General features: G+C 39.4%; 22 protein-coding genes. 13 read left to right on the top strand and 9 right to left on the bottom strand.

What is annotated here, in order from left to right; genetic code table 11:
• Position 1: 1 nt before the first annotated feature.
• Positions 2–889, bottom strand: a complete 888-nt coding sequence (locus MHB58_RS17240; RefSeq protein WP_340735713.1) for a VOC family protein — start codon at positions 887–889, stop codon at positions 2–4.
• Between the two features lie 368 nt (positions 890–1,257).
• Here MHB58_RS17240 and MHB58_RS17235 point away from each other — a divergent pair, with 368 nt between their 5' ends.
• Positions 1,258–1,434, top strand: a complete 177-nt coding sequence (locus MHB58_RS17235; protein WP_008406499.1) for a hypothetical protein — start codon at positions 1,258–1,260, stop codon at positions 1,432–1,434.
• A gap of 286 nt (positions 1,435–1,720) precedes the next feature.
• Here MHB58_RS17235 and MHB58_RS17230 read toward each other — a convergent pair whose 3' ends face one another.
• Complete coding sequence (locus tag MHB58_RS17230) at positions 1,721–3,334, bottom strand: long-chain fatty acid--CoA ligase (protein WP_340735712.1); 1,614 nt, start codon at positions 3,332–3,334, stop codon at positions 1,721–1,723.
• 189 nt (positions 3,335–3,523) lie between these two features.
• On the opposite strand from MHB58_RS17230, the gene MHB58_RS17225 reads away from it, so the two are divergent.
• Both MHB58_RS17225 and MHB58_RS17220 read left to right on the top strand, forming a co-directional pair.
• The gene (locus MHB58_RS17225; protein ID WP_065216699.1) at positions 3,524–4,354 is read left to right on the top strand and encodes an aldo/keto reductase; all 831 of its coding nucleotides are present in this window, start codon (positions 3,524–3,526) and stop codon (positions 4,352–4,354) included.
• A 29-nt stretch (positions 4,355–4,383) separates the two neighbouring features.
• Complete coding sequence (locus MHB58_RS17220; protein WP_340735711.1) at positions 4,384–4,932, top strand: acyl dehydratase; 549 nt, start codon at positions 4,384–4,386, stop codon at positions 4,930–4,932.
• 40 nt (positions 4,933–4,972) lie between these two features.
• On the opposite strand, the gene MHB58_RS17215 is transcribed toward MHB58_RS17220, so the two are convergent.
• Genes MHB58_RS17215 through MHB58_RS17205 form a run of 3 tightly spaced genes read right to left on the bottom strand, consistent with a single transcriptional unit; the run spans position 4,973 to position 6,757 of the window.
• Positions 4,973–5,806, bottom strand: a complete 834-nt coding sequence (locus MHB58_RS17215) for an RluA family pseudouridine synthase (protein WP_008406495.1) — start codon at positions 5,804–5,806, stop codon at positions 4,973–4,975.
• 56 nt (positions 5,807–5,862) lie between these two features.
• Positions 5,863–6,330, bottom strand: a complete 468-nt coding sequence (locus tag MHB58_RS17210) for a thioredoxin family protein (protein ID WP_008406494.1) — start codon at positions 6,328–6,330, stop codon at positions 5,863–5,865.
• Position 6,331: 1 nt separating this feature from the next.
• Positions 6,332–6,757: a disulfide oxidoreductase gene (locus tag MHB58_RS17205; RefSeq protein WP_340735710.1), complete on the bottom strand. Its 426-nt coding sequence runs from the start codon at positions 6,755–6,757 to the stop codon at positions 6,332–6,334.
• Between the two features lie 153 nt (positions 6,758–6,910).
• Between MHB58_RS17205 and MHB58_RS17200 the strand changes: the two genes are divergently transcribed.
• The 3 genes from MHB58_RS17200 (at position 6,911) to MHB58_RS17190 (ending at position 10,358) form a co-directional block, all read left to right on the top strand.
• Positions 6,911–8,452, top strand: coding sequence for a bifunctional GNAT family N-acetyltransferase/carbon-nitrogen hydrolase family protein (locus MHB58_RS17200; RefSeq protein WP_340735709.1), 1,542 nt, complete (start codon positions 6,911–6,913; stop codon positions 8,450–8,452).
• 134 nt (positions 8,453–8,586) lie between these two features.
• Positions 8,587–9,699, top strand: a complete 1,113-nt coding sequence (locus MHB58_RS17195; RefSeq protein ID WP_340735708.1) for a GAF domain-containing sensor histidine kinase — start codon at positions 8,587–8,589, stop codon at positions 9,697–9,699.
• Positions 9,700–9,710: 11 nt separating this feature from the next.
• Positions 9,711–10,358 (top strand): response regulator transcription factor, encoded by a 648-nt coding sequence (locus MHB58_RS17190; protein WP_008406490.1) that lies wholly within the window; start codon positions 9,711–9,713, stop codon positions 10,356–10,358.
• A 74-nt stretch (positions 10,359–10,432) separates the two neighbouring features.
• On the opposite strand, the gene MHB58_RS17185 is transcribed toward MHB58_RS17190, so the two are convergent.
• Together MHB58_RS17185 and MHB58_RS17180 are read right to left on the bottom strand one after the other, a co-directional pair.
• Positions 10,433–11,743, bottom strand: coding sequence for a hemolysin family protein (locus MHB58_RS17185; RefSeq protein WP_173364530.1), 1,311 nt, complete (start codon positions 11,741–11,743; stop codon positions 10,433–10,435).
• A gap of 438 nt (positions 11,744–12,181) precedes the next feature.
• On the bottom strand, positions 12,182–12,391 hold the full coding sequence (locus tag MHB58_RS17180) for a YheE family protein (protein ID WP_014822731.1): 210 nt from the start codon (positions 12,389–12,391) through the stop codon (positions 12,182–12,184).
• A gap of 108 nt (positions 12,392–12,499) precedes the next feature.
• Here MHB58_RS17180 and MHB58_RS17175 point away from each other — a divergent pair, with 108 nt between their 5' ends.
• From MHB58_RS17175 to MHB58_RS17150, 6 genes are all read left to right on the top strand, one after another.
• Positions 12,500–13,645 (top strand): DUF445 domain-containing protein, encoded by a 1,146-nt coding sequence (locus tag MHB58_RS17175; RefSeq protein ID WP_014822732.1) that lies wholly within the window; start codon positions 12,500–12,502, stop codon positions 13,643–13,645.
• Between the two features lie 22 nt (positions 13,646–13,667).
• The gene (locus MHB58_RS17170) at positions 13,668–14,012 is read left to right on the top strand and encodes a YlbF family regulator (RefSeq protein WP_008406486.1); all 345 of its coding nucleotides are present in this window, start codon (positions 13,668–13,670) and stop codon (positions 14,010–14,012) included.
• Between the two features lie 165 nt (positions 14,013–14,177).
• Positions 14,178–15,680, top strand: coding sequence for a coproporphyrinogen III oxidase (locus MHB58_RS17165; protein WP_014822733.1), 1,503 nt, complete (start codon positions 14,178–14,180; stop codon positions 15,678–15,680).
• Between the two features lie 261 nt (positions 15,681–15,941).
• Positions 15,942–16,187 carry a DUF3006 domain-containing protein gene (locus MHB58_RS17160; protein ID WP_008406484.1) on the top strand — a complete coding sequence of 82 codons (246 nt, stop codon included), beginning with the start codon at positions 15,942–15,944 and terminating at the stop codon, positions 16,185–16,187.
• A 125-nt stretch (positions 16,188–16,312) separates the two neighbouring features.
• A complete protein-coding gene (locus MHB58_RS17155; protein ID WP_014822734.1) occupies positions 16,313–17,101 on the top strand; it encodes an HAD family hydrolase in 789 nt (262 codons plus the stop codon).
• A 106-nt stretch (positions 17,102–17,207) separates the two neighbouring features.
• Positions 17,208–17,582 carry a hypothetical protein gene (locus MHB58_RS17150; protein ID WP_014822735.1) on the top strand — a complete coding sequence of 125 codons (375 nt, stop codon included), beginning with the start codon at positions 17,208–17,210 and terminating at the stop codon, positions 17,580–17,582.
• Positions 17,583–17,620: 38 nt separating this feature from the next.
• Here MHB58_RS17150 and MHB58_RS17145 read toward each other — a convergent pair whose 3' ends face one another.
• Positions 17,621–18,883 (bottom strand): polysaccharide deacetylase family protein, encoded by a 1,263-nt coding sequence (locus MHB58_RS17145; RefSeq protein WP_340735707.1) that lies wholly within the window; start codon positions 18,881–18,883, stop codon positions 17,621–17,623.
• Between the two features lie 223 nt (positions 18,884–19,106).
• The gene (gene serA / locus MHB58_RS17140; protein WP_008406480.1) at positions 19,107–20,732 is read right to left on the bottom strand and encodes a phosphoglycerate dehydrogenase; all 1,626 of its coding nucleotides are present in this window, start codon (positions 20,730–20,732) and stop codon (positions 19,107–19,109) included.
• 694 nt (positions 20,733–21,426) lie between these two features.
• Here serA and MHB58_RS17135 point away from each other — a divergent pair.
• Positions 21,427–23,112, top strand: coding sequence for an FAD-binding dehydrogenase (locus tag MHB58_RS17135; protein WP_014822738.1), 1,686 nt, complete (start codon positions 21,427–21,429; stop codon positions 23,110–23,112).
• Positions 23,113–23,139 lie beyond the last annotated feature (27 nt).

Below are 23,139 nucleotides of genomic sequence, written 5' to 3'. Positions count from 1 at the left end.
ATTATTCACCCTCTAATGTAAATACAATACGTAAACCATTTGGATCCACTGTTGAGAATAGCTGAGTACCCCCGTGTGCTGGTGCTTCTGCAAAGTTTTCAACGATGAAGCCGTTAGTTATCAGGCTTTGTTTTACTTCTTCTGCATACTGCGCATCTTTTAACACGACCGTAAAGGATTTTAAACCGACCATATCGTTTGTTGGAGCATGGCCGTTGTTGCTGTTCCAAGTATTTAAGCCGAAATGGTGATGATATTTACCTGTTGATACGAACAGCGCCTGTGCACCGTAACGAGTCACGACATTATAATCCAATACATTTGTATAAAACTGCTCCGATTTGTCCAGGTTTACTACGGATAAGTGTACATGCCCCATAACAGTGTCAGCAGGCAAGCCGTTCCAATTGCCGTCTGCAGCTGCTAAAATCGGCTGGAAATTCAGCTGTTCTGTCACCATATGGACTTGTTCGTCCTGATTCCAAGTCCATTCCGATTCATGACGGTCGATATAAATTTCGATACCATTTCCATCCGGATCGTTTAAGTAAAGTGCTTCTGAAACATCATGATCTGCTGCCCCAATACGAACATTCAGATTAACAAAATGCTGTACGATGTTTCCTAAGTCCTTGCGAGAGGGTAATAGTAATGCTAAGTGGTATAAACCTGCAAAGCCTTGTTTAAGTGGCTGAGCATTTTGTACTTCGACTAGTGATACTAAGCTTGTTTGTCCGTCTGCTGTCAAGTATGCTTCCGTTTCTGTTTGCTGTAATACTTTAAAGCCGATAACTGTTGTGTAGTATTCGATCGAACGTACTAAGTCAGAAACTTTTAATTGAACATGAGCAGGATAAAGATTCGGTTTTTTATGAAAATGTGTAGCCATAATATATGATCTCCCTTAATGGTTATTTTTTATAATCAACTTACTTTATGTAACTAATATAAAATATGCAACAATAAAAGTCAAATGAAAAAGACAACCGCTAATTAACGATTGTCCTTTACTGGAAAGCTAGTGGAATTATCTTTCTTTTGAGAATGGTTTGCTATCATAGCCAGCTGTGAAAATAGCGATTAAAAATGATATGCTAACACCAAGAATTAAAAGTAATTTCATGGAAGAATCCTCCTCATGTTTTAATTATCTCTTTTTTCAGTATAGCATAAATTATTTGAATGAATACTTTATTTATGACAGAAATCAGTCAAAATTGGAAAAAAATAATACTAAATTAATTTGGAGGGATTTATATGAAAAGAGAAGAAATCGTTAATGGAAATATGGCTAATACGATGGATGAGCTGAAAATTCTCGGGAAGCAAATGGAGAATTTAAGAGACGGCGGACAATTGGAAGAAGCGGAACGCATTTCAGATCCGCAGCAGTTTGATGATGAAGAGGATGAACAGCAGGAAGAGGGAAAATAAAAAAGTTAGTTTGGACATAATCCAAAGACGCCACTTTTCTCAAAGAAAAGTGGCGTCTTTTTGCTATGCATAATAACTGATTTCCATTCCGGAACGGCTTTCCGCGGGCACGGCCTGAGCCTGTAGTCTCAGGCGTCGGTGCTCCTGCCGCATCGCTTTTGTCAAAAATTGTTCCCGCAGGAAGCTTGCTTGTAGCGAAAGGCGTAGCCGTCAGTTACACTCGCCCTTCATTTCAATCAATTTTATAAAATATCCGTTTCTTACTAAGATTTTATACTTTTTCTAGTTAAATTTGAACCTCGTAGTCTTTTAATTGTTCCCGCAACGTTGCTTTTAGAAATTTGCCGACAGAAGTTTTTGGGATTTCGTTTAAAAATACAACATCATCCGGAAGCCACCACTTTGCAAACTCCAGTTCAATTGACTCGATGAGCTCTTCTTTAGATGCCGTTGCACCTTCTTTTAAAACGACACATGCCAATGGACGCTCCTGCCACTTCGGATGTGGGACCGCAATTACGGCTGCTTCGAAAACAGCAGGATGTGACATGAGGGCATTTTCAAGATCAACAGACGAAATCCATTCACCGCCGGATTTTATAAGGTCCTTCGTGCGGTCGGTAATTTTGATATAGCCTTCTTTTGTATATACCGCAATGTCACCTGTATAAAGCCAGCCATCTCGGAATGCTTCTTTTGTCCGCTCATCATTATAATATTCTGAGGCAATCCATGGACCGCGGACACGTAGTTCACCCATTGTTTTGCCATCCCATGGAACCGGACCGTTTTCGTTCACGACCTCTGTTTCAATTAGCGAAACCGTCAATCCTTGGGATACACGAATATTTAACTGTTCATCATCTGTATAGTCGTTCATCTCACTTATAAGATGCGACATACTTACAAGCGGTGAAGTTTCCGTCATACCGTAAGCGTTGATATACGGAACACCGAGTTTTTCATTGTAAGCTTGAATTAAACCTTTCGGGGAAGCGGAACCACCCGAAATGATTAAACGGACAGAAGAGAGATCTCGTGGCTGTTTTTCCTGTTCAGAAAGTGCACCAAGCCAAATCGTTGGAACTCCAGCTGTAATCGTTACTCTCTCTTGCTCAATCAGATCCAAAACTAAGCCAGGTGTCATCATCGGTCCCGGTAAAATAATATTTGAGCCGAAATTCAATGCAGCAAACGGGAAGCCCCATGCATTTGCATGGAACATCGGTACAATCGGCAGGGCAGTGTCGCTTTCTTTAATGGCAAAGGATTCAGCAAGACCCAGTGCCAAGCTATGCAGTACGATGCTTCGATGTGTATAAACGACACCTTTTGGCATACCCGTCGTTGCTGAAGTGTAGCACATCCCAGCCGGCAAATTTTCATCCAGATCTGTCGGAAACTCGAAATTTTCATCCGCTTCCTGAAGAAGCTGTTCGTAGCTATATACATTCGGAAAACTGGATTGAGGAGCGCTCAATTCATCACCCATGACAATAATATGCTTGACCGTTTTCAAGTGGTCTAGTGCAGGCTCGACTAATGGGAATAAGTCGCTATCAATCAATAAAATTTCATCTTCGGCATGATTAATAATATAAACAATATGTTCTGGGGCAAGTCGGATGTTAATCGTGTGTAAAACTGCACCACTGCTCGGAATCGCAAAATACGCTTCGAGATGACGATGATGATTCCAGGCAAATGTACCGACTTTTGTGCCGCGCTTCATCCCAAGTTTTGTTAGGGCATCCGCTAATCGATGTGTTCTTTTTACATAGTCATTGAATGTAATACGATGTGTCTTAGTGGGGCTTGTACGTGAGATAATTTGTTTGTTCGGGAAATACCGTTGTGCACGCTTCAAAAATCCAGTCAAAACTAGTTGTGTATCCATCATAGTTTTTCAGCTCCTCCAAGAGAATATATTATAATATATACTCCTGTATCTGGAAGATTATTCTGGTAATGGGAATATAGTAGATAATAAGTTTACTGGCCAGTAAGCATTAATAATTGATAGCGATTAATAAACGGCAAATAATTAGAATGTTATAATAAGTACAATCAAATCTAAGAGGTGAACAAAATGAATTTACACTCAACGAAAAAATTAGCCAATGGCGCAGAAATGCCTTATTTAGGATTAGGCGTTTATAAAATGACAGACCGTGATGAAACACTTGAGGCGATTGAAGCAGCGCTTGATCTAGGTTACCGTGCAATCGACACGGCAGCGCTTTATTACAATGAAGAAGAAGTAGGGGAAGCCATTCGCCATTCTTCTGTACCACGCGAGGATCTCTTTGTTACAACAAAAGTTTGGAATAGCGACCAAGGCTATGACAATACTTTACGTGCATTCGAAACATCATTAAAAAAGCTTGATATGGATTATGTGGATCTTTATTTAACACATTGGCCGGTCGAACATAAATATGTAGATACGTACCGTGCAATTGAACGCTTATATGATGAAAAACTCATCCGTGTAACGGGAGTATCAAACCATCATGAACATCATTTAAAGACAATTTTGGCAACTTGCAACGTCGCGCCAATGGTTAACCAAATTGAAGCCCACCCGTATTTAACCCAAGAACCACTACGTGCATTTTGTGAACAACAGCAAATTGCGGTAACAGCATGGTCACCGCTTGGACGCGGAAAAGTTTTAAACGATGAAACGATTATTCGTATTGCAGATGAATATAATGTATCACCAGCTCAAATCATCTTACGTTGGCATTTGCAAAACGATGTCATCATCATTCCGAAATCTGTTACAGCTTCACGCATAAAAGAAAATAGTGAACTATATCATTTCGAATTAACGAATGAAACGATGCAGCAGTTAAATGCATTGAACCGTAATGAACGTTTTGGACAAAATCCTGATAATTTCAAGTTTGATTTCTAACATCGTTTTTACTTAGGGGGAGTGAAACTGTGTTTAAAAACTTTTCACCGAGTTTGTTTTTCTCGATGGCTGCAGTAACGATTGTAGTTGTTGCACCTTTTATTATGATTTTCCATCCTATTTTTCAGATGGATTCTTTTCAGTATAATAACTCAGCCGCTACGTTTATTCCGAATCCAATTAATTTAAGACTAGTTCTGGTGGCGTGTTTTTTTGCGATAGTGATGCTGTGGATTTTAGCGTACAGGCGTAATATAAAAGTTTATTTGATTGGCCTATTACTCTTTATATTGAGTGTTGGCATTGGTTACTTATCGACTCAAAATTATTTGTTGATTAGCCAGGAACAATTGGAGCGACATCATTTATTTGAGGAACAACAATATCGGTGGGAAGATTTCGATGAAGTTGTTTATGAATATGTAGTAGGCAGTAACAAGGGAGATATCACATTTACAACAAAAACAGGGGATCAGTTTGTCATTAAAGAAAAAGAATTGCACTCAACCGGTAGAAGCTTGATTTATCAATTTTCAAGAGCGAATGAAGTAACTTATATTGAGCGTGAAAAAAGATAGGAAAAAGGGCGTCCGTATTTTAATTACGAACGCCTCTTTTTTAGTTATCTTTCACGATGATCTGCTCGTCTAAAAACGGGTGCATAAATGCTAGCTGAATGGCGTGCAATGCATAATCACCTGACGCGGTTTCACGTGCACCGTACATAGTATCGCCAACAATCGGGTGGCCCAGATGCGCCATATGCACACGAATCTGGTGTGTACGTCCTGTCTCAAGAACAACATGGACAACACAAGTACCTTTATAGCGATTCACTACCTCATAATGTGTCACTGCATGCTGGCCGGTAGGTGATACGACACGGCGAGTATTATGATGGCGGTCTTTACCAATACCAGCGTTGATCGTACCGCTGTCTGTACGAAGGTTCCCCTGAACTTCTGCGGCATACGTACGCACGATTGTTTTTTCTTCGATCATACGGTCGAAAATAGACTTTGCAACCGGATGCTTTGCGACAAGCAGTAAGCCGTTTGTTCCTTGATCTAAACGGTGAACATGCTCCGCGTAATGCCCGCCGTTATCCATAATATAACGCATGACATGATTCATGCATGTGTCGTTGTCAGTTGGCTCGTTTGGATGTGTCGCCATTCCTTTGGGCTTTGAAACAATAAGGCAGTGCTCGTCTTCATAGCGGATTTTTACATCGCAGCTGTCCGTTGGAGTATAGTTCGAAGCGGGAATATCAAATGCAAATTCGATTTTTGTCCCTTTTTCAAACGGCTCCTTCCACATAATGGGCTCTCCATCAATTGTTACTGCTTTAGCCATACGTAATTCGTGAACTAGCTTTTTGCCTAACCGCCATTTATCGCGCAGCAGGTCTTCTACGGTTTGTCCGTTTTCGTGAATGATATATGTGAACATTAATTTTCCTCCAAATGAAAAATCGTGCTCGTAAAGAACACGATTTAAATATAGTCTTATTTTAACACAACATCGTTAAAGAATTGACGCGTTGTTTCATCTGGTGCGTCACCTTCCAGACGGGCAACCTCTTTGCCGTCTTCGAAGTAGATAAGTGTTGGTGTTGATGTAATATTATAAGTATTCCATTCATCAAACTCAAGAATGTTTAATTGATCGACTTGAACATCAAGTTCGTCGGCAATCGGCATAAGTTTTGGAGTGTAGTTTTGGCAGTGAGAACATTCTGGACTGAAGAAATAGCCGACAACGCCTTCACCTGACTCGATTTTTTCTGCCAATGCATCTGGTAAAATGATATTTTGATAGTTTTCATCGTCCAATAAGTCGATTGTTGATTGTTTTAAGTTGTCTGTACCGTACGGATTGTTTTCTAGTTTTTCATTGTTTTTCATGTTTGTCAGGACGATAATTGCTGCGAATAATAACACAATTACTGCACCGACAATCGCTAACTTCTTCAAATTATTTCTCCCCCTTTAAAACTTTTAACATATAAAAACTAACTGCCGCAATAATAATAAAGGCAGTAAGCGCCAAAAATGGGATCGTAATGAAGCCCAGCCAGTTAATATACTGACCTGTACATGCTACACGACCACAAGCAGGTGCTGCATCTTGCATAAAAACTAACTTCTGTAGACTATAATGGTATAAAGATGTTGCCGCGCCAATTGTAGAAAAAATGGCTGTTGTTAATGCAATTTTCGCATTTTTCTGGATGTAGGCAATCGTTGAAATCAGCACAATAGGGTACATTAAAATGCGCTGGTACCAGCATAATGTACATGGTTCGTATCCTCGTATTTCAGAAAAATACAATGATCCGAGCGTTGCTGTCAACGATACAACCCAAATAATGAGCAAGGCATTTTCAAGTTTTTTGGACATAGTGCTACCTCGATATTCAAAATTTAACTTCTATCAGCAGAAGTTTTTCATATTTATTCTCATTGATTATAGTTTGAATTCGAGAAAAAGTAAATTACTACGTTTATTGATCGCTATTAAAAGGAAAGTCTATATATGGAGGGGGAGTTTTGCATGACAGATTCATTAGATATGTCCAAATTTGAAAAACCTATGATAATAAGAAATATGACTACAGAGGATATTGACTCGATACTAGAGATACAGCGTATATGTTTTCCGGGTATGGAGCCGTGGGAACGAGCGCATTTATACAGCCATTTAACGATTTTCCCTGAAGGACAAATTGTAGCCGAGCTTGATGGGAAGGTAATTGGTTCCTGCTCGAGCCTGCGCATTAACTTCGATGAATACGATGACCGTCATACATGGAATGATATTACCGACAATGGTTTTATTACTAATCACAATCCGGATGGCTATAATTTGTATGGTATTGAAGTAATGGTACACCCGGAATACCGCCGTATGAAGGTCGGTCAAAGACTATACGAGGCGCGGAAAGATCTGGCGCGAACACTTAATTTGAAATCTATCATTATTGGCGGCCGTATTCCAAACTATCATGTCCATTCGGATGAGATGAGTCCACGTGATTATGTGGATGCGGTAAGTCGCCATAAAATATATGACCCGGTGCTGACATTCCAAATGATGAACGGCTTTATTTTAATGCGTATTAATCCAAACTATTTACCGGATGATACAGCTTCAGGCAAGTATGCGACATTAATGGAATGGAACAACGTCGATTACCGACCGCTGTCCAAGCGTCATTTCAAGACAAGTTATCCAGTGCGTATTTGTGTTGTTCAATATATGATGCGCGCGATTGATTCCTTTGAGGACTTTGCGAAGCAGTGTGAATACTTTGTTGATGTCGGGTCTGATGCAGGCTCGGATTTTGTTGTCTTTCCGGAAATTTTTACGACACAGCTCATGAGTTTCTTAAATGATAAATCACCGTCACAGGCTGTTCGTAAATTGACGAAATATACACCTGAATATATCGAACTGTTTACAAGTCTGGCGGTCCGCTACAATGTGAACATTATCGGTGGTTCGCATTTCGTTGAGGAAGAAGATGAGGAGATTTACAATATCGCCTATTTATTCAGACGTGACGGAACGATTGAAAAACAATATAAAATTCACATTACACCAAATGAACGTAAGTGGTGGGGAATCAGTAACGGCGATAAGATCCGTGTATTTGATACCGACTGCGGCAAGATTGCCATTCAGATTTGCTATGATATCGAGTTTCCGGAACTTGCGCGTATTGCAACAGATATGGGCGCGAATATTATTTTCACACCGTTTTGTACAGAAGATCGTCATGGCTATTTACGCGTGCGCTATTGTGCACAGGCACGTGCGATCGAAAACCAGATCTACACGGTTATTTCCGGAACTGTGGGCAACTTGCCTGAAACGGAAAACATGGATATCCAATACGCACAATCGGCGATTTTTGCACCGAGCGATTTTGAATTTGCACGTGATGGGATCGTCGGAGAGACGAGTCCAAACTTGGAAATGGTACTGATCGGGGATGTCGATCTTGAAATATTGCGCCGACAACGCCAAGACGGTACTGTTAAGCATCTTAAAGACAGACGCCATGACGTATACCGCGTGGAATATTTAAAATAACGTAAAGGGAAATTCTGCTATTGTAAACGATAGCAGAATTTTTTTCATTCAAAAGTATGAGAGGGATAGCGGTGCGTACTATTTAATTGAAATGGTATGATAGAGAAAAGTGAAGTAGCAAAGGAAGAGCCAGTATGACAAAAGACCAATCTAATATTGCCATTTTAAAAGAAATTGCTGAGCTGTTAAACGAGGAAACAGAGATGATTCCGATGCTAAAGGGTGCACTGTCGAAATTTTTAAGCGGGACAAAATTCGAAACGGGCTGGATTTTCTTTATCGATGAAAAAGGGAAATCGGAGCTTGTCGTGAAGCAGGATCTGCCGGATGCGCTGAACTATAACGAGTGCCACTATTTAAAGAAGGGCGGATGCTGGTGTGTATCACGGTTCCGCAATGAAGAGTTAAAAAAAGCTTCGAATATTATTGAATGTCAGCGCATCGAAAGTGCCATCGCAGCAAATGTAGGTGATCATAACGAAATTACCCATCATGCGACTGTACCATTGCAATCAGGTCAGGAACGCTTCGGGTTGCTCAATGTCGCTTCAAGAAATACGGTGCGCTTTTCTGATGAGGAGCTAGATTTACTTGAATCGGTTGCCTTTCAGATGGGTTCTGCGATTAAACGTATTTACCTGACAAATGAACAGCAGGAAATTGCACTTGTTCAGGAACGTAACCGGTTAGCACGCGATTTGCATGACTCTGTCAACCAGCTGCTCTTTTCGGTAACACTGACAGCCCGTGCAGGAGTTGAGATGAGGGATGAGCAGGATATTAAAGAAACGTTTAAAGATATTCAAGAGCTTACACAGGAAGCTTTGACGGAAATGCGTGCACTCATTTGGCAGCTCCGTCCAAAAGGGTTGGAAAGCGGACTGATCGAAGCGATTAAAGTGTATGCAGAAATGCTGAACCTGAAATTAACGGTCAATGTTTCGGGGGTCATTCAATTCCCGTCAAGAGTAGAGGAAACGCTTTTCCGGATTACTCAAGAAGCATTGAATAATGTACGGAAACATGCAGGTGTAAAGAATGTGGAAATATATATAAATGTGACCGCTACCGATGTATTACTCGTTGTAAACGATGCAGGCCATGGTTTTAATGTGGAGGCACATCGCCGCATACCATCAATTGGCATGCAATCAATTATTGACCGGGCACATGCAGTTGGAGGAACCGCGGATTGGGTAAGTAAAATAGGAAAAGGAACAGAATTACTTGTCCGTTTACCATACTAGGGGGGGATTTGATGATACGGGTACTAATAGCAGATGATCATCATGTAGTAAGACGAGGGTTATTATTCTTTTTAAAAACCCAAAAGGATATCGAAGTTGTAGGGGAAGCGAAAAACGGATTAGAGGCAGTAGAGCTTGTTGAACAACTTTCTCCCGATATTGTTTTAATGGACCTCGTCATGCCTGAGATGGACGGCATCCAGGCAACTAAAAAAATAAAAAAGAATTGGCCGCATATTAAAGTACTGATGCTGACAAGCTTTTCGGATAAAGACCATGTGCTTCCGGCAATTGATGCAGGGGCTTCAGGCTACCAGCTAAAAGATATCGAACCGGATGATCTAGTTGAATCGATCCGGCAAATTATGCGCGGTGAAAATACGATCCATCCGGATGCGACTTCGCAATTGGAAGAAGGGCTGCGTGAAGATGAGAATAAGCCCCATATTTTAAATCCACTGACACCTAGGGAACAGGATGTATTGGCGGAACTGACAAAGGGCAAGAGCAACAGGGAGATCGCTTCTTCGTTATATGTAACGGAAAAAACGGTTAAAACCCATATATCGAATATTTTTGCGAAGCTTCATGTACAGGACCGTACTCAGGCGGCTTTATATGCAGTAAAGCATAATTTGACTGAGACGAACGAAAGCTAAATAAGGGTAAATAAATAACCGAATTAAAAACCACACTTTTCCTACTGGAGAAAAAGTGTGGTTTTTTGTATCAATTATAGAATTTCCTCGTCTGTCGTTTCAGATGGTGGAAGTTTTGTTACTTCAATATACAAAATGTGGTGACCGTCCAGCTCAGTTACTTTGAACTGATAACCTTCTGATTCAATTATATCGCCCTCTTGAACATCAAAGCGTTGAGTCATGAACCATCCGCCGATTGTATCGATATCTTCATCTTCAATTGTTGTACCTAAAATATCATTCATTTCCTGCAATAACATTTTAGAGTCAAAGATGTAGTGGTCTTCAGCGATTTCCTGAATTTCCGGAATTTCATCTTCATCGAATTCATCTTGAATATCACCGATAATTTCCTCGATAATATCTTCAATTGTTACTAAACCGGAAGTACCGCCGTATTCATCCATTAAAATTGCGAGGTGAATACGTTCATTTTGAATTTTTAATAATAAATCACTGACAGGAATTGTTTCGATTACTCGAATAACCGGTTGCATATAATCATCAACAAGCTTATCGCCATTTGCAGCATCTTTAATATAAGCTGTTAATAAATGCTTCATGTTAACAAGGCCGATGACATGGTCTTTGTCACCATCTGTAACCGGATAACGTGTATATTGTTCAATGCCCATTACTTCAAATACTTCGCGAATCGTTTGACCTCTTTCAATACTGATAATTTCAGTTCGAGGTACCATTATCTCCTTCGCTATTCGATCAGAAAACTCAAAAATACTATTAACATATTCGTATTCAGAGTGGTTAATTTCCCCACCTTTAAAGCTGTCTGATAAAATCATGCGAAGCTCTTCTTCAGAGTGTGCTTCTTCAGATTCAGAAATCATTTTTAAGCCGAAAAGCCCAGTTAATCCACGTGCCGATCCGTTTAAAGCACGGATGAATGGGTACATGATGTTATGGAACAGAATTAAAAATCCAGATAGATTTAATGTTACGGCTTCTGCTTTCTGAATAGCGAGAGTTTTTGGTGCTAATTCCCCTACGACAACGTGTATGAACGTTACGAGTGAGAAGGCAACAATAAATGAAAGAACAGTTGTGACATTACCGCTTAAGTTAAAGAACTCAAATATTGGATGAAGAATAATTTCGAAAGTCGGTTCTCCGAGCCATCCGAGTCCTAATGCCGTAATTGTAATTCCGAGCTGACAAGCAGATAAATACTCATCAAGGTTTGAAATTACTTTTTTTGCCCGGATTGCAGATTTATTTCCTTCTGCAACGAGCTGATCAATTTTTGTCGTTCTTACTTTAACTATTGCAAACTCAGTTGCAACGAAAAATGCCGTAGCGGCAATTAAGATAGCAAATGCTATCAACCTAATGGTTAGTTCGATTCCTATGTCTACGTCCAACTATATTCCCTATCTGCGGCGCAAATGAGCGTGGCAAATAAAGAGTACACCTCCTAAAAAAATTTTAATACTACAATCATAAAATATTTGCGTAAAAAAAACAATTTTCCAATTTGAAATTTGAGGAAAAAAATATTGGAGTGAAATTGGAATAGCCATTCGATAATTGAATTTTAATATTGAAGGAATAAATAATTAGTAGATTAGCGTAAATTGATAGAAAATTGAAATTACAGTAGATTTATGATACTGTGAAATGGTAGATAATGATAATTTAATAGGCAGGAAAATTAGCAAACGCCAGCAATAATTTCCTGCAGCCAGCTATTAAATTATGATTAACTCGAAACGCGCATAAAAATGGGAGCATCGAAAAATTCGATTGCTCCCATTTCTTTTTATTTATTCATAAACGTGAAAGAGCATTAACTCGTGAATCATTTTCTCAAGCTTTTCTTTCTGTTCTTCAGCAGGGCTTTCCCCAAAGAATTTGATGCTTCCGTCTTTATAATATTCAGCTACATAACGTTTCTGCTCATAGAAAAAGCGGATGGACCACCCCGGAATTTGACTGTTTTCAAATAATGGCTTATAGCTAAAATGTTGAATCATGAAACTTTCCTCCCATTTTTATCGTACAAGAAAGTAGTACATTGTTGCAATTTTTCTTTTTTGAAATTAATAATAGAACATAGACATGATGAAGAAAGAGTGAGCAAAATGGGAGAATTTATTTCGCTAATATTCCTGCTGGGTGTTGTAGGGGCTGTCGTTGGTGCAGCGACGAACTATATGGCAATCAAAATGCTGTTTAGACCTTATAAGCCAATCTACTTTAAAAAATGGAAGTTGCCATTAACACCGGGTCTGATCCCAAAACGCCGCGAGGATTTGGCTATTCAGTTAGGGAAAACCGTTACAGAATATTTACTGACACCTGAAACAATTAAGAAAAAATTTTTATCAAAGGAAATACGTGAAAATGTATTAACCTTTGCGCAAAATAAAGTGACGCAAGAAATATTTACAAATGAAAAAACGATTAATGACTGGATTCGTTTGGCAGGATTCACACATTTACCGCAAACAGTGGAAGGGAAAGTGGATGAACTTATTCACGTGCAGTTCCATAAAGTAAAAAATACGTTATCTACAAAAGCCATTCGTGAACTATTACCGAATGATTTGGAGCCTGTATTGGACCAGAAAATCGATGAGGCAGTCGTACAGATTTTGCAAAAGGGTGAAGATTATTTTCTGTCGCCGGAAGGTACGATGACAATCAAAAATATGTTGGATGACTTCTTATCGACAAAAGGTTCATTTGGCGGCATGATCCAGATGTTTTTAGGAGACTCCACATCACTCGTTGATAAAGTACAGCGTGAACTTATAAAGTTTTTAAAAGCTCCAGGAACAGCTGCACTTTTAAATCGGATTTTCACAACAGAATGGGAAAAAATTAAAAATCGCCCGGCAATGGACTTTATGAATGATGTAAACTTTGATACGATTGAAACGAGTATCCAAAGCTATGCAAAAAATGCATTGGCATTGGAGGCACGCCTGGATAAAACGATTAATGACTATTGGCCACAAGGAAAAGACTGGGCTACAAATGATCTGCTCCCTAAAATGATGGATAAAACATTTATTGCAGCAGAAGGAAAAATCGAAGACGTACTGAAGCGACTGAATTTAGCGGAAGTCGTTCGAGAGCAAGTAGATTCTTTCCCTATCGCCAAATTAGAAGAGCTTGTACTAGGTATTATTAATAAAGAGCTGAAATTAATCACATGGCTGGGCGGCATTATTGGTGGTCTTGTCGGGATCATTCAAGCGTTAATCGTCTTTTTGACGAACTAAAAAGAGAAAGTAGGAATATTACATGATTAATATTTATGAAGATATTAATAAACTTGAAGCAACATTCCGCAAGACTGATGAGTTTCAAAATTTAAAGAACGCAGTGGAAACTGTACGTGCAGATGAGGAAGCTAAAGTATTATTCACAAACTTCCGCGATGTTCAATTAAAGATGCAGGACAAACAAAATGCTGGTGAAGAAATTACAGAAGAAGAGTATGTATTTTTACAAAAAACAGCACAGTTAGCTCAGCAAAATCCAAAAATTATTGGTATGCTGGAAGCGGAGATGGCTTTAAGTGCAGTAATTCAAGAAATTAACCGTATTATCACACAGCCAATCCAAGCAATGTACGACGGACTATAAGATTCAGGGGTCACACTATGTGTGGCTCCTTTTTATTTTGAGGATAATGAGGGCAATATCCCAATTAAATTTACTAACAATAAACATGTTTTTTTTCTTCTACCTTAATATTTGTTACAATGAGATAGATTTTTTATTTAATATCATAAGAAGGTAGAGAATAACATGAAAACGATTCATATTAATGAGCAATTCAAAGAAGACTGGACACGTGTTCTTAATCATATAGCCAATTTATTTTACGAGGATTCCGTTATTCAAATCGAGCAGGACGGTTCGGATATGTCGATTGAGTTTAACAAGTCTATCGATGAAAATTTTACGATTTCCACATTTGCCAAGCTTATCGTCGAGGGCCAGGAATATACAAGCGACTATTCGATTAAGTATTCGACAGAAGGAACGGAAAAAGAGCAAAACATCCGCATGAAGCGGGCACTGTCACATGTCATGCTTGATGTACTTGAACAATATTCCGGTATGACTCAGCAGTGGGGGATTTTAACAGGAGTACGTCCGACTAAGCTTTATCATAAATATCGTAAAGAAGGTATGAATGATGAGCAGATTGCCGCTGTACTGAAAGAGGACTACCGTATTTCAGATCAGAAAATCGCATTGATGAAGGCAATTGTTGAGCGTCAACTTACGGTTATTCCGGATTTGGACGAGCTTGGAAAAGAAATTTCTATTTATATTGGGGTTCCGTTTTGCCCGACAATGTGTGCTTATTGCACATTCCCTGCCTATGCGATCCAGTCAAATCGTAAGGCGGGTCGTGTAGAAAAATTTATCGATGGCCTGCATATCGAGTTGCGTGAAATGGGCAAATGGCTGACGGAAAAGAATATGCGCATTACTTCGATTTACTGGGGCGGGGGAACACCGACTTCAATCGAGGCACATGAAATGGATGCATTATATAAAACAATGTTTGATGCTTTCCCGAATCCAGAGTCCATTCGAGAAATTACTGTAGAAGCAGGGCGACCAGATACAATTACACCGGAAAAAATAGAAGTGCTGAAAAAATGGGGCATTGACCGCATTTCTGTAAATCCGCAAAGTTATACACAAGAAACATTGAAAGCAATCGGACGCCATCATACTGTCGAAGAAACAGTCGAGAAGTTTTGGTTATCACGCAATTCCGGTATGAATAATATTAATATGGATTTGATTATCGGCTTGCCCAACGAAGGTATCGAAGAATTCGAGCATTCATTAGCGGAATCGGCAAAAATGCAGCCTGAAAGTTTAACGGTGCATACACTTAGCTTTAAGCGAGCATCAGAAATGACGCGAAACAAAGATAAATATAAAGTAGCGGACCGTGATACAGTAGGGAAAATGATGCAGATGGCAACAGACTGGACAGCTGAAAACGGCTATGTTCCATATTACTTGTATCGCCAGAAAAATATTTTAGGAAACTTGGAAAACGTCGGCTATTGTAAACCGGAAGAAGAATCGATCTACAATATTGTCATTATGGAAGAAGTGCAAACAATTTTAGGTATCGGCTGCGGGGCTTCTTCAAAGTTCGTACATCCAACGACCGGCAAAATTACACAGTTCCATAATCCGAAAGATCCAGCAGCATATATCCTGACATTTGAAGAATCGATCGCGAAGAAAATCGCCATTTTAGATGAGCTTTATTCTTAATCGTTAGTCTTCAAACATCACCAAATAGCACAGCCAAACAAATTGGTATGTGCTATTTGACTTTTTTTGTGAAGAAGATTTTTATATCAGATTAAATGGACAGGTATGGTCATCCGCATGCGGAAGTAATCGATATATGGCAACATGTAAATAGTGAAATATTAGTACTGCCGAAGCGGGAACGATTGTGATCAAAGCAGATAGGGTAACATATGAAATAGATGCACAGTCAATTAGTCAATGCGAAAGGGGAAGGTGTAAATGAACTACAATAAATACACGCTAGACAGATTTGATGGGGAATACGCGATTTTTTTAAAACGCTCAAACGAAACGGAGCAGCTCCTGATCCATCATGCTGAAATTCCATCAGAGCTAAAAGAAGGCGATATTGTAAGTATTCAGGACGATGGTTTCGACTATAAGATTGAATTATTGAGAGAAGAAACGGCAAACCAAAAACAGCGTGTCAATAATCTGTTGCAGCAATTACGAAATAAGGAATAAAAGTTCTTCTCATTCTAAATTGAAGTAAACCTCGAAAAGTTTGAAAAGTCAAAAAAGTATCGGAAATTTTACGCTTTAGTATGGTAAAATATATGGGTACATATATTAATTTTAGGAGCGTAACAATGGCTATCAAAACAATTATTTTCGATTTGGATGATACATTATTATTCGATCAACTTTCGGTAAAAACGGCATTTGAAAAAACATGTGACTATGCTGCGACTAAGACAAGCGTCAACTCTCAGCAATTGGAAGAGGCGGTTAGATCAGCGGCACGCAGTCTTTATGAAAGTTACCCTACATATGACTACACAGTCTTAATCGGTATTAACCCATTTGAAGGTCTTTGGGGGACGTTTGATGATCCGACACCACAATTTCAGCAGATGAAAGAAATTGTGCCTGCGTATCGGACTGAGGCTTGGACAAAAGGTTTAGCGGCAGTCGGAATTGAAGAGGCAGCATTAGGCGCAGAGCTAGGGGAGCGTTTCGTAGAGGAACGTAAAAAAGCACCGTTTTTCTATGACGATACATTTGCGGTATTGGATGAATTAAAAGGGAAATACGAGCTTGTTTTATTAACGAACGGTGCACCGAGCTTACAAAATTTAAAGTTGGAGATTACGCCGGAGATTGTACCTTATTTTGACCATATCATTATTTCAGGTGATTTTGGTAAAGGGAAACCGGATGCTTCTATTTTTGAATTTGTAATGGAAAAAGCACAGGTTACTAAAGATGAAGCGATAATGGTCGGCGATAATTTAATGACCGATATTTTAGGCTCGTCGCGTGTCGGTATGCGCAATGTTTGGATTAACCGCGAAAGTAAGCCGCACAATCCGGATATTGTCCCGACATATGAAGTAACTTCGCTTACAGAATTTTTACAGTTAGTGAAAACATTATAAACTAGCAGACGCACTTTAATTAAGTGCGTCTTTTGTATTAAATGAATGAATTTTCTAAAAATTCATGCTATAATAAGTGTATGAAAGGGATGAAAGAGGTTTTTTTATGGTAAATAATAATACTTGTCGCTGTGAAAACTGCGGCCGCACAAACAACTTAGTTCAGATCAATCGGGTTACGATTGACCATCATACAGCATACCTTTGTTTGGCATGTGAACATGTGCTTCATTTACCTGAAAACAAAAACCGATTTATCAGCCTTGTACGCAGCAAAAACAGAAAACAGGCCAATCCTGAGATGCAAAGAATACACCGTATACTGTCTGCATTTATTGCAGTTGGTGTCTTATTTTTTGTTGCGATTGCAGCATTAGGGGTAGCGCAAAGCACGGAACTTGTCACATTGTCACTTTTTGAAGCTGACTCCATTCTAATAAATGAGCACTTAAGCTTTTTACAATTAAAAGAATATCAATAAGTTAGGGACCTGTTGAAACATTCACCAGGTCCTTTTATTTATTTCCCTAACAGTTCGGAGACGGTCACAAATTCATAGCCTTGTTTTTGGAGTGTAGCGAGAATCTCATCCAATGCATCGGCAGTCGTCTGGTGAATATCATGCATTAATACGATACTGCCATTTTTTGCACCTTCTTTTACTGCAAGTACCGTTTTTTTCGGGTCACGATGCTTCCAGTCAAGTGTATCAATTGTCCAGAGCACATTCGGAACATTTAATTGGTCAGTAATCGTTTCGTCATAGCTTCCATATGGCGGGCGGAAGACGGTTGCCCGTTGACCGATAGTCGATTTAATAATTGCATCGGTTGACTGGATTTGCTGCTTTATATCCTCTGGTTGCAATGTTGTCAGTTTTTCATGATTAAATGTATGATTGCCAATTTCATGCCCTGCGTTATAGACCGCTTTTAAAATTTCAGGATGTTCCTTCACCTCTTGCCCCACAACAAAAAATGTTGCCTTTGCATCGTATTTTTCTAGTGTTTTTAAAATTTGTTTTGTCACTTTTGGATGGGGTCCATCATCGAAGGTTAAGGCGATTTTCTTATCGGTTGCTGGTTTAGGAGTGACTGGTTTTACCGGTTTTTCTTTTTCGACAGGCGGTGTAATCAGTCCATTTGTCAGCACATAGCCTGATAATTTATCCGTTGTGACAAATGCCCAGCCTTTTAAATTTGTGAGCATTGTAACAGGGCTGTTTTTACGTAACACACCGATTTCCTGACTCGAAGAACTAGCGATTTCCCTTACAACTAAATCGGCTGAACTTTTGACGATCATTGCTTTTGAAACAGGTTTTACAAGAGCCTGCTGATTTACAAAGCCCGCAAGCTTTCCGTATTTTACGAAAACAAAGTCGGCTGTTGCAGACCCGTAAAGCTCTACAATTGTATTTAAATGGAGTTTTCCTTTAATTTCGCTCTGTAGATTATTCGTCACACGCACAAGTGGCTCTTCTTTCGCTTGTACGAGCATATATTGAGGGGATGCAGATTTTAAATATTCACTTGGAATATAGCCGATCACCGTTTTGTATTGGATTTCAGTCCATCCGTCCGCTTCTGAAAGTACGATAACGGGCGTTGCTTTTGACAAAGTAATCAATTTTTTTTGTAACGTCTCATCGAACACTTCGGTCTCTTTTGTTGTAATTTTAATTTTGGCAGAAGGGGCTGCTGCATGAACACGCTCATTATTTACTAGAGAAACACCAATGATACAGAAAACAATTAATAAGAAATAAAGTATTTTTCTCAACTAAACTCTCCTTTTAGTTAAAAGTGAGCGAATAGAGTGAACTGTTGATGGGAATCGGGTAGGATTCTTCACTTTCGCCAAGTTTTATGTAAGATTTTATCCGATAAGTTTCAAATAATAAGAGATAAAATCATCCTTTAAACTTATGTATGCGAATAGAAAATATGTTAAAACAAAAAAACTACTGCTGAATGAAATTTCCGTTCAGCAGTAGCGGGAATAATTAAAGTGTAATGGCTTTTACTTCATCGATATTTTCAAGTTGTGCTACAAAAATTAAATCTTCTGTTGTTACTTCGTTATCAACGACAAGCATCATGACTGCAGAGCCGCCAATTTGATCGCGACCTACTTGCATTGTTGCGATATTAATATCTTTTTCGGCCAACTTAGTAGCAACACGGCCGATTGAACCTGGCTTATCTTGGTTTTTAATGTAAAGCAAGTTGCCGTTTGGAATGACATCAACCACGAAGCCTTCTACTTTAACGATGCGGGCACCAAGACCATTTAATAACGTACCAGCAACTGTATGTGTTTCTGTTTCTGTTACGATTTCAACCGTGATTAAATTTGTGAAGCCTTTAGCAGTTGTTGTTTTATGTTCATTAATTTGAATGCCAATACGCTCAGCCAAGTATCGTGCGTTTACGTCATTCACGTGAGAGCCGTGGTTCGTTGAAAGCAGTCCTTTAATGGCATTTGCCGTTAATGGACGTACATCAAAGTTTGCAACTTCACCAGCATAAGAAATATTTAATTGTTTGATGCTTTCTTCAGTAACTTGGATTAAAAACTTACCAAGCTTTTCAGCTAATGCGAAGAACGGCTCTACTTCAGCAAGCTTTTCTTTCGGAATAGATGGCATGTTTACTGGATTTGTTACAGTACCTGTTTTAAAGAATTTAATAATATCATTTGATACATCGACTGCTACTGATTCTTGTGCTTCTACTGTAGATGCACCTAAGTGAGGTGTTGCAATCACCTGTGGCAAAGTTAATAGTTTATGGTCTGTTGCAGGCTCTTGTACGAATACATCAAGTGCGGCACCTGCTACTTTGCCTTCAACAATCGCATCGTATAGATCATCTTCGTTAATGATTCCGCCGCGAGCACAGTTGATAATACGTACACCGTCTTTCATAATGGCAAAACGTTCTTTGTTAATGATATTACGTGTTTCAGGTAAAAGTGGTGTATGAACCGTTACAAAGTCTGCTGCTGCACATACTTCGTCGACAGTACCTTTTGTAATACCTAATTCTTTTGCACGTTCTTCAGTTAAAAATGGGTCATAGGCAATTACGTCCATACGTTGACCTTTTGCACGGTAAGCCACTTCGGCACCGATACGGCCCATACCGATAACACCTAATGTTTTGTTTTTAAGTTCAACCCCAACATAAGACTTACGATCCCATTTTCCATTTTTTAATGTATTGAATGCTTGTGGTATAAAGCGGGCAAGAGATGTCATCATTGCAATTGTATGCTCAGCCGCAGAGTTCGTGTTCCCGTCTGGAGCGTTTACAACAATAATTCCGTGCTCTGTTGCGGCATTTAAATCGATGTTATCAACACCGACACCCGCACGCCCGATTAATTTCAGGTTTTTCGCTGCTTCAATGACTTCGCGTGTAACCGTTGTTTGAGAGCGGACAAGTAATACATCCACATCCGCAATACGAGCGATTAATTGTTCAGGTGCCAGCCCTGTATCAACAATGATATTTAAATCTAATTCTGTTTCTTGACGAAGCGGAAAAATACCGTCATCACTTAATGGATCTGCAATAAATACGTTAATTGTTTTTGTCGCCTTTTCGATTAATTGTGTCGCTGTCATAATAATCTCTCCTTAAAATTCACTATTATTTTTAAAAATCTATACAAAAAAAGCCTTCCGTCCCTTACGAATAACGTAAGGGGCGAAAGGCATTCAATAAACAAATCGCGGTACCACCCTTATTCGTTGCCGACTAATAGAAAAAATAGTCATACAACCTTATCAATATGCGTAACGTGCATGGGACGGAATAACTTACTTGGGGTTTTCGGCTATTCTATTCAAGAGTGGAACGTATTTAGTGTATACACTGGTTCACACCGACCACCAGCTCTCTTTGCTATACAAAACTAAACAGTATGTCTCTATCACAATAGTTTATCGTTTTTAAATTTGATAACATCATAAACCCGATTGTTCATCTTTGTCAACGAAATTTTCAAAATTAATAAATAATTAGTGAATTAATGAGCTAATATGTGGTTGTTTTACGAACTATATTCAAAGTTATTAATATTAATGTTCGTGATTTAGAAAAAGAATGAAAGCGCTAACGATATTGATTTGGAGGGATTTGTTTGAATTTACAGAAAAATTATGATCCATCACATTCATCGGAAAATAACGGTTTTACTATTTCGCTAAAATTTTGCCTTAATTTAAATTTTCGATGCTTTAAAGAAAAATTATTAGAAGGGGAAATAAAAAATAACACGAAATTGTATAACAGGTGCACTGACAAGGGGGAGTAGAAATGCATTATGATGCAATTGTTATCGGAGCAGGGCTGGCAGGGTTAACTGCAGTTTGTCAGCTTATAGATGCGCAAAAAAAGGTATTGCTTGTTGATCAGGAGCCCGAAAATTCAATCGGGGGTCAGGCATTTTGGTCATTTGGGGGACTATTTTTAGTAGATACTCCTGAACAGAGGAGGTTAGGTATAAAAGACAGTAAGGAGCTCGCATGGCAAGATTGGCGCGGCTCTGCTGGATTTGACCGATTAGAGGATGAGGATTACTGGGCATATGAATGGGCAAAGGCCTATGTAGATTTTGCAGCGGGAGAAAAATATCAATGGCTAAAATTACAGGGCATTCAATTTTTCCCGGTTGTCGGCTGGGCGGAGCGTGGGGGTGCTTTAGCAGGCGGGCATGGGAATTCGGTTCCTCGGTTTCATATCGTTTGGGGTACTGGGCCCGCAATTGTAGAAGCTTTTGCGAGTAAAGTATTACAAGCTTCGGAAAGCGGTCTAATTGATTACTTGCCGCGCCACCAAGTAACGGATTTATTGACGGAGGATGGGGCGGTAACTGGTATTCAAGGTAATATTTTAGAAAACTGTATCATTCGCCGCGGGGAAGAAAGTTCCAGAGAAGTCATTGGCACATTTGAATATACGGCAGATGCAGTCGTAGTGGCTAGTGGTGGAATCGGAGCTAATTTAGAACTTGTCAAAGAAAATTGGCCATCACGACTAGGACTGCCACCAAAAAATATGGTGTCTGGCGTACCTGCATTTGTCGACGGGAAAATGCTCGAAATTACCGAGCGAGCAGGCGGGCGGATCGTCAATCGAGACCGTATGTGGCATTATACGGAAGGCTTAAAAAACTGGGATCCAATATGGAAAAACCATGGAATACGTATATTGCCCGGACCGTCATCGATGTGGTTTGATGCAAGAGGAGACCGATTTAAAGCTCCAAATTTTCCTGGATTTGATACACTCAGCACACTCGAAGCAATCCAAAAAACCGGATATGATTATTCCTGGTTTATTTTGACGGAAAAAATAATCGAAAAAGAATTTGCATTATCCGGTTCTGAGCAAAATATGGATTTGACAAATAAAAGTATAAAGGACGTGCTGAAGCGTGTTTTACCTGGGCCGCCTAAAGCTGTTCAGGCATTCAAAGAAAATGGGGAAGACTTTGTCATTGCAGATAGTTTAAAAGATTTAGTCGATGGTATGAACAAACTGGCAGGCAATGACATGCTTGATTTTATGCACATTAAAGAGCAAATCTTGGCGCGCGACCGTGAAATCGAAAATCCCTTTTCAAAAGATGCACAAATCAATGCATTGCATGGAGCGAGAAACTATATAGGGGATAAATTGATTCGTGCTGCCTCACCTCATAAAATCTTGGACCCGAAAGCCGGGCCGTTAATTGCGGTACGTTTAAATATCCTTACACGAAAAACGTTAGGAGGATTACAAACCAACTTAAACGGGCAAGTACTAAATGATGAGGGCAACCCTGTTCAAGGCCTCTTTGCAGCAGGGGAAGTCAGTGGCTTTGGCGGGGGCGGCGTACACGGTTACCGTTCTTTGGAAGGAACATTTTTAGGCGGTTGCTTATTTACAGGATTGAAGGTCGGTAAATATTTAGGCACTTTAAAGCCTGTACCGAACAAAGCCAAAGCGATAGAAGTATGAAAAATAAAGGAGATATGTAGGCATTTG

It is taken from the genome of Solibacillus sp. FSL K6-1554, from assembly GCF_038005185.1.
Classification (GTDB): domain Bacteria; phylum Bacillota; class Bacilli; order Bacillales_A; family Planococcaceae; genus Solibacillus; species Solibacillus silvestris.
Note: the sequence above shows the minus strand (reverse complement) of the source record. Positions and strands in the feature narration are given on the sequence as shown.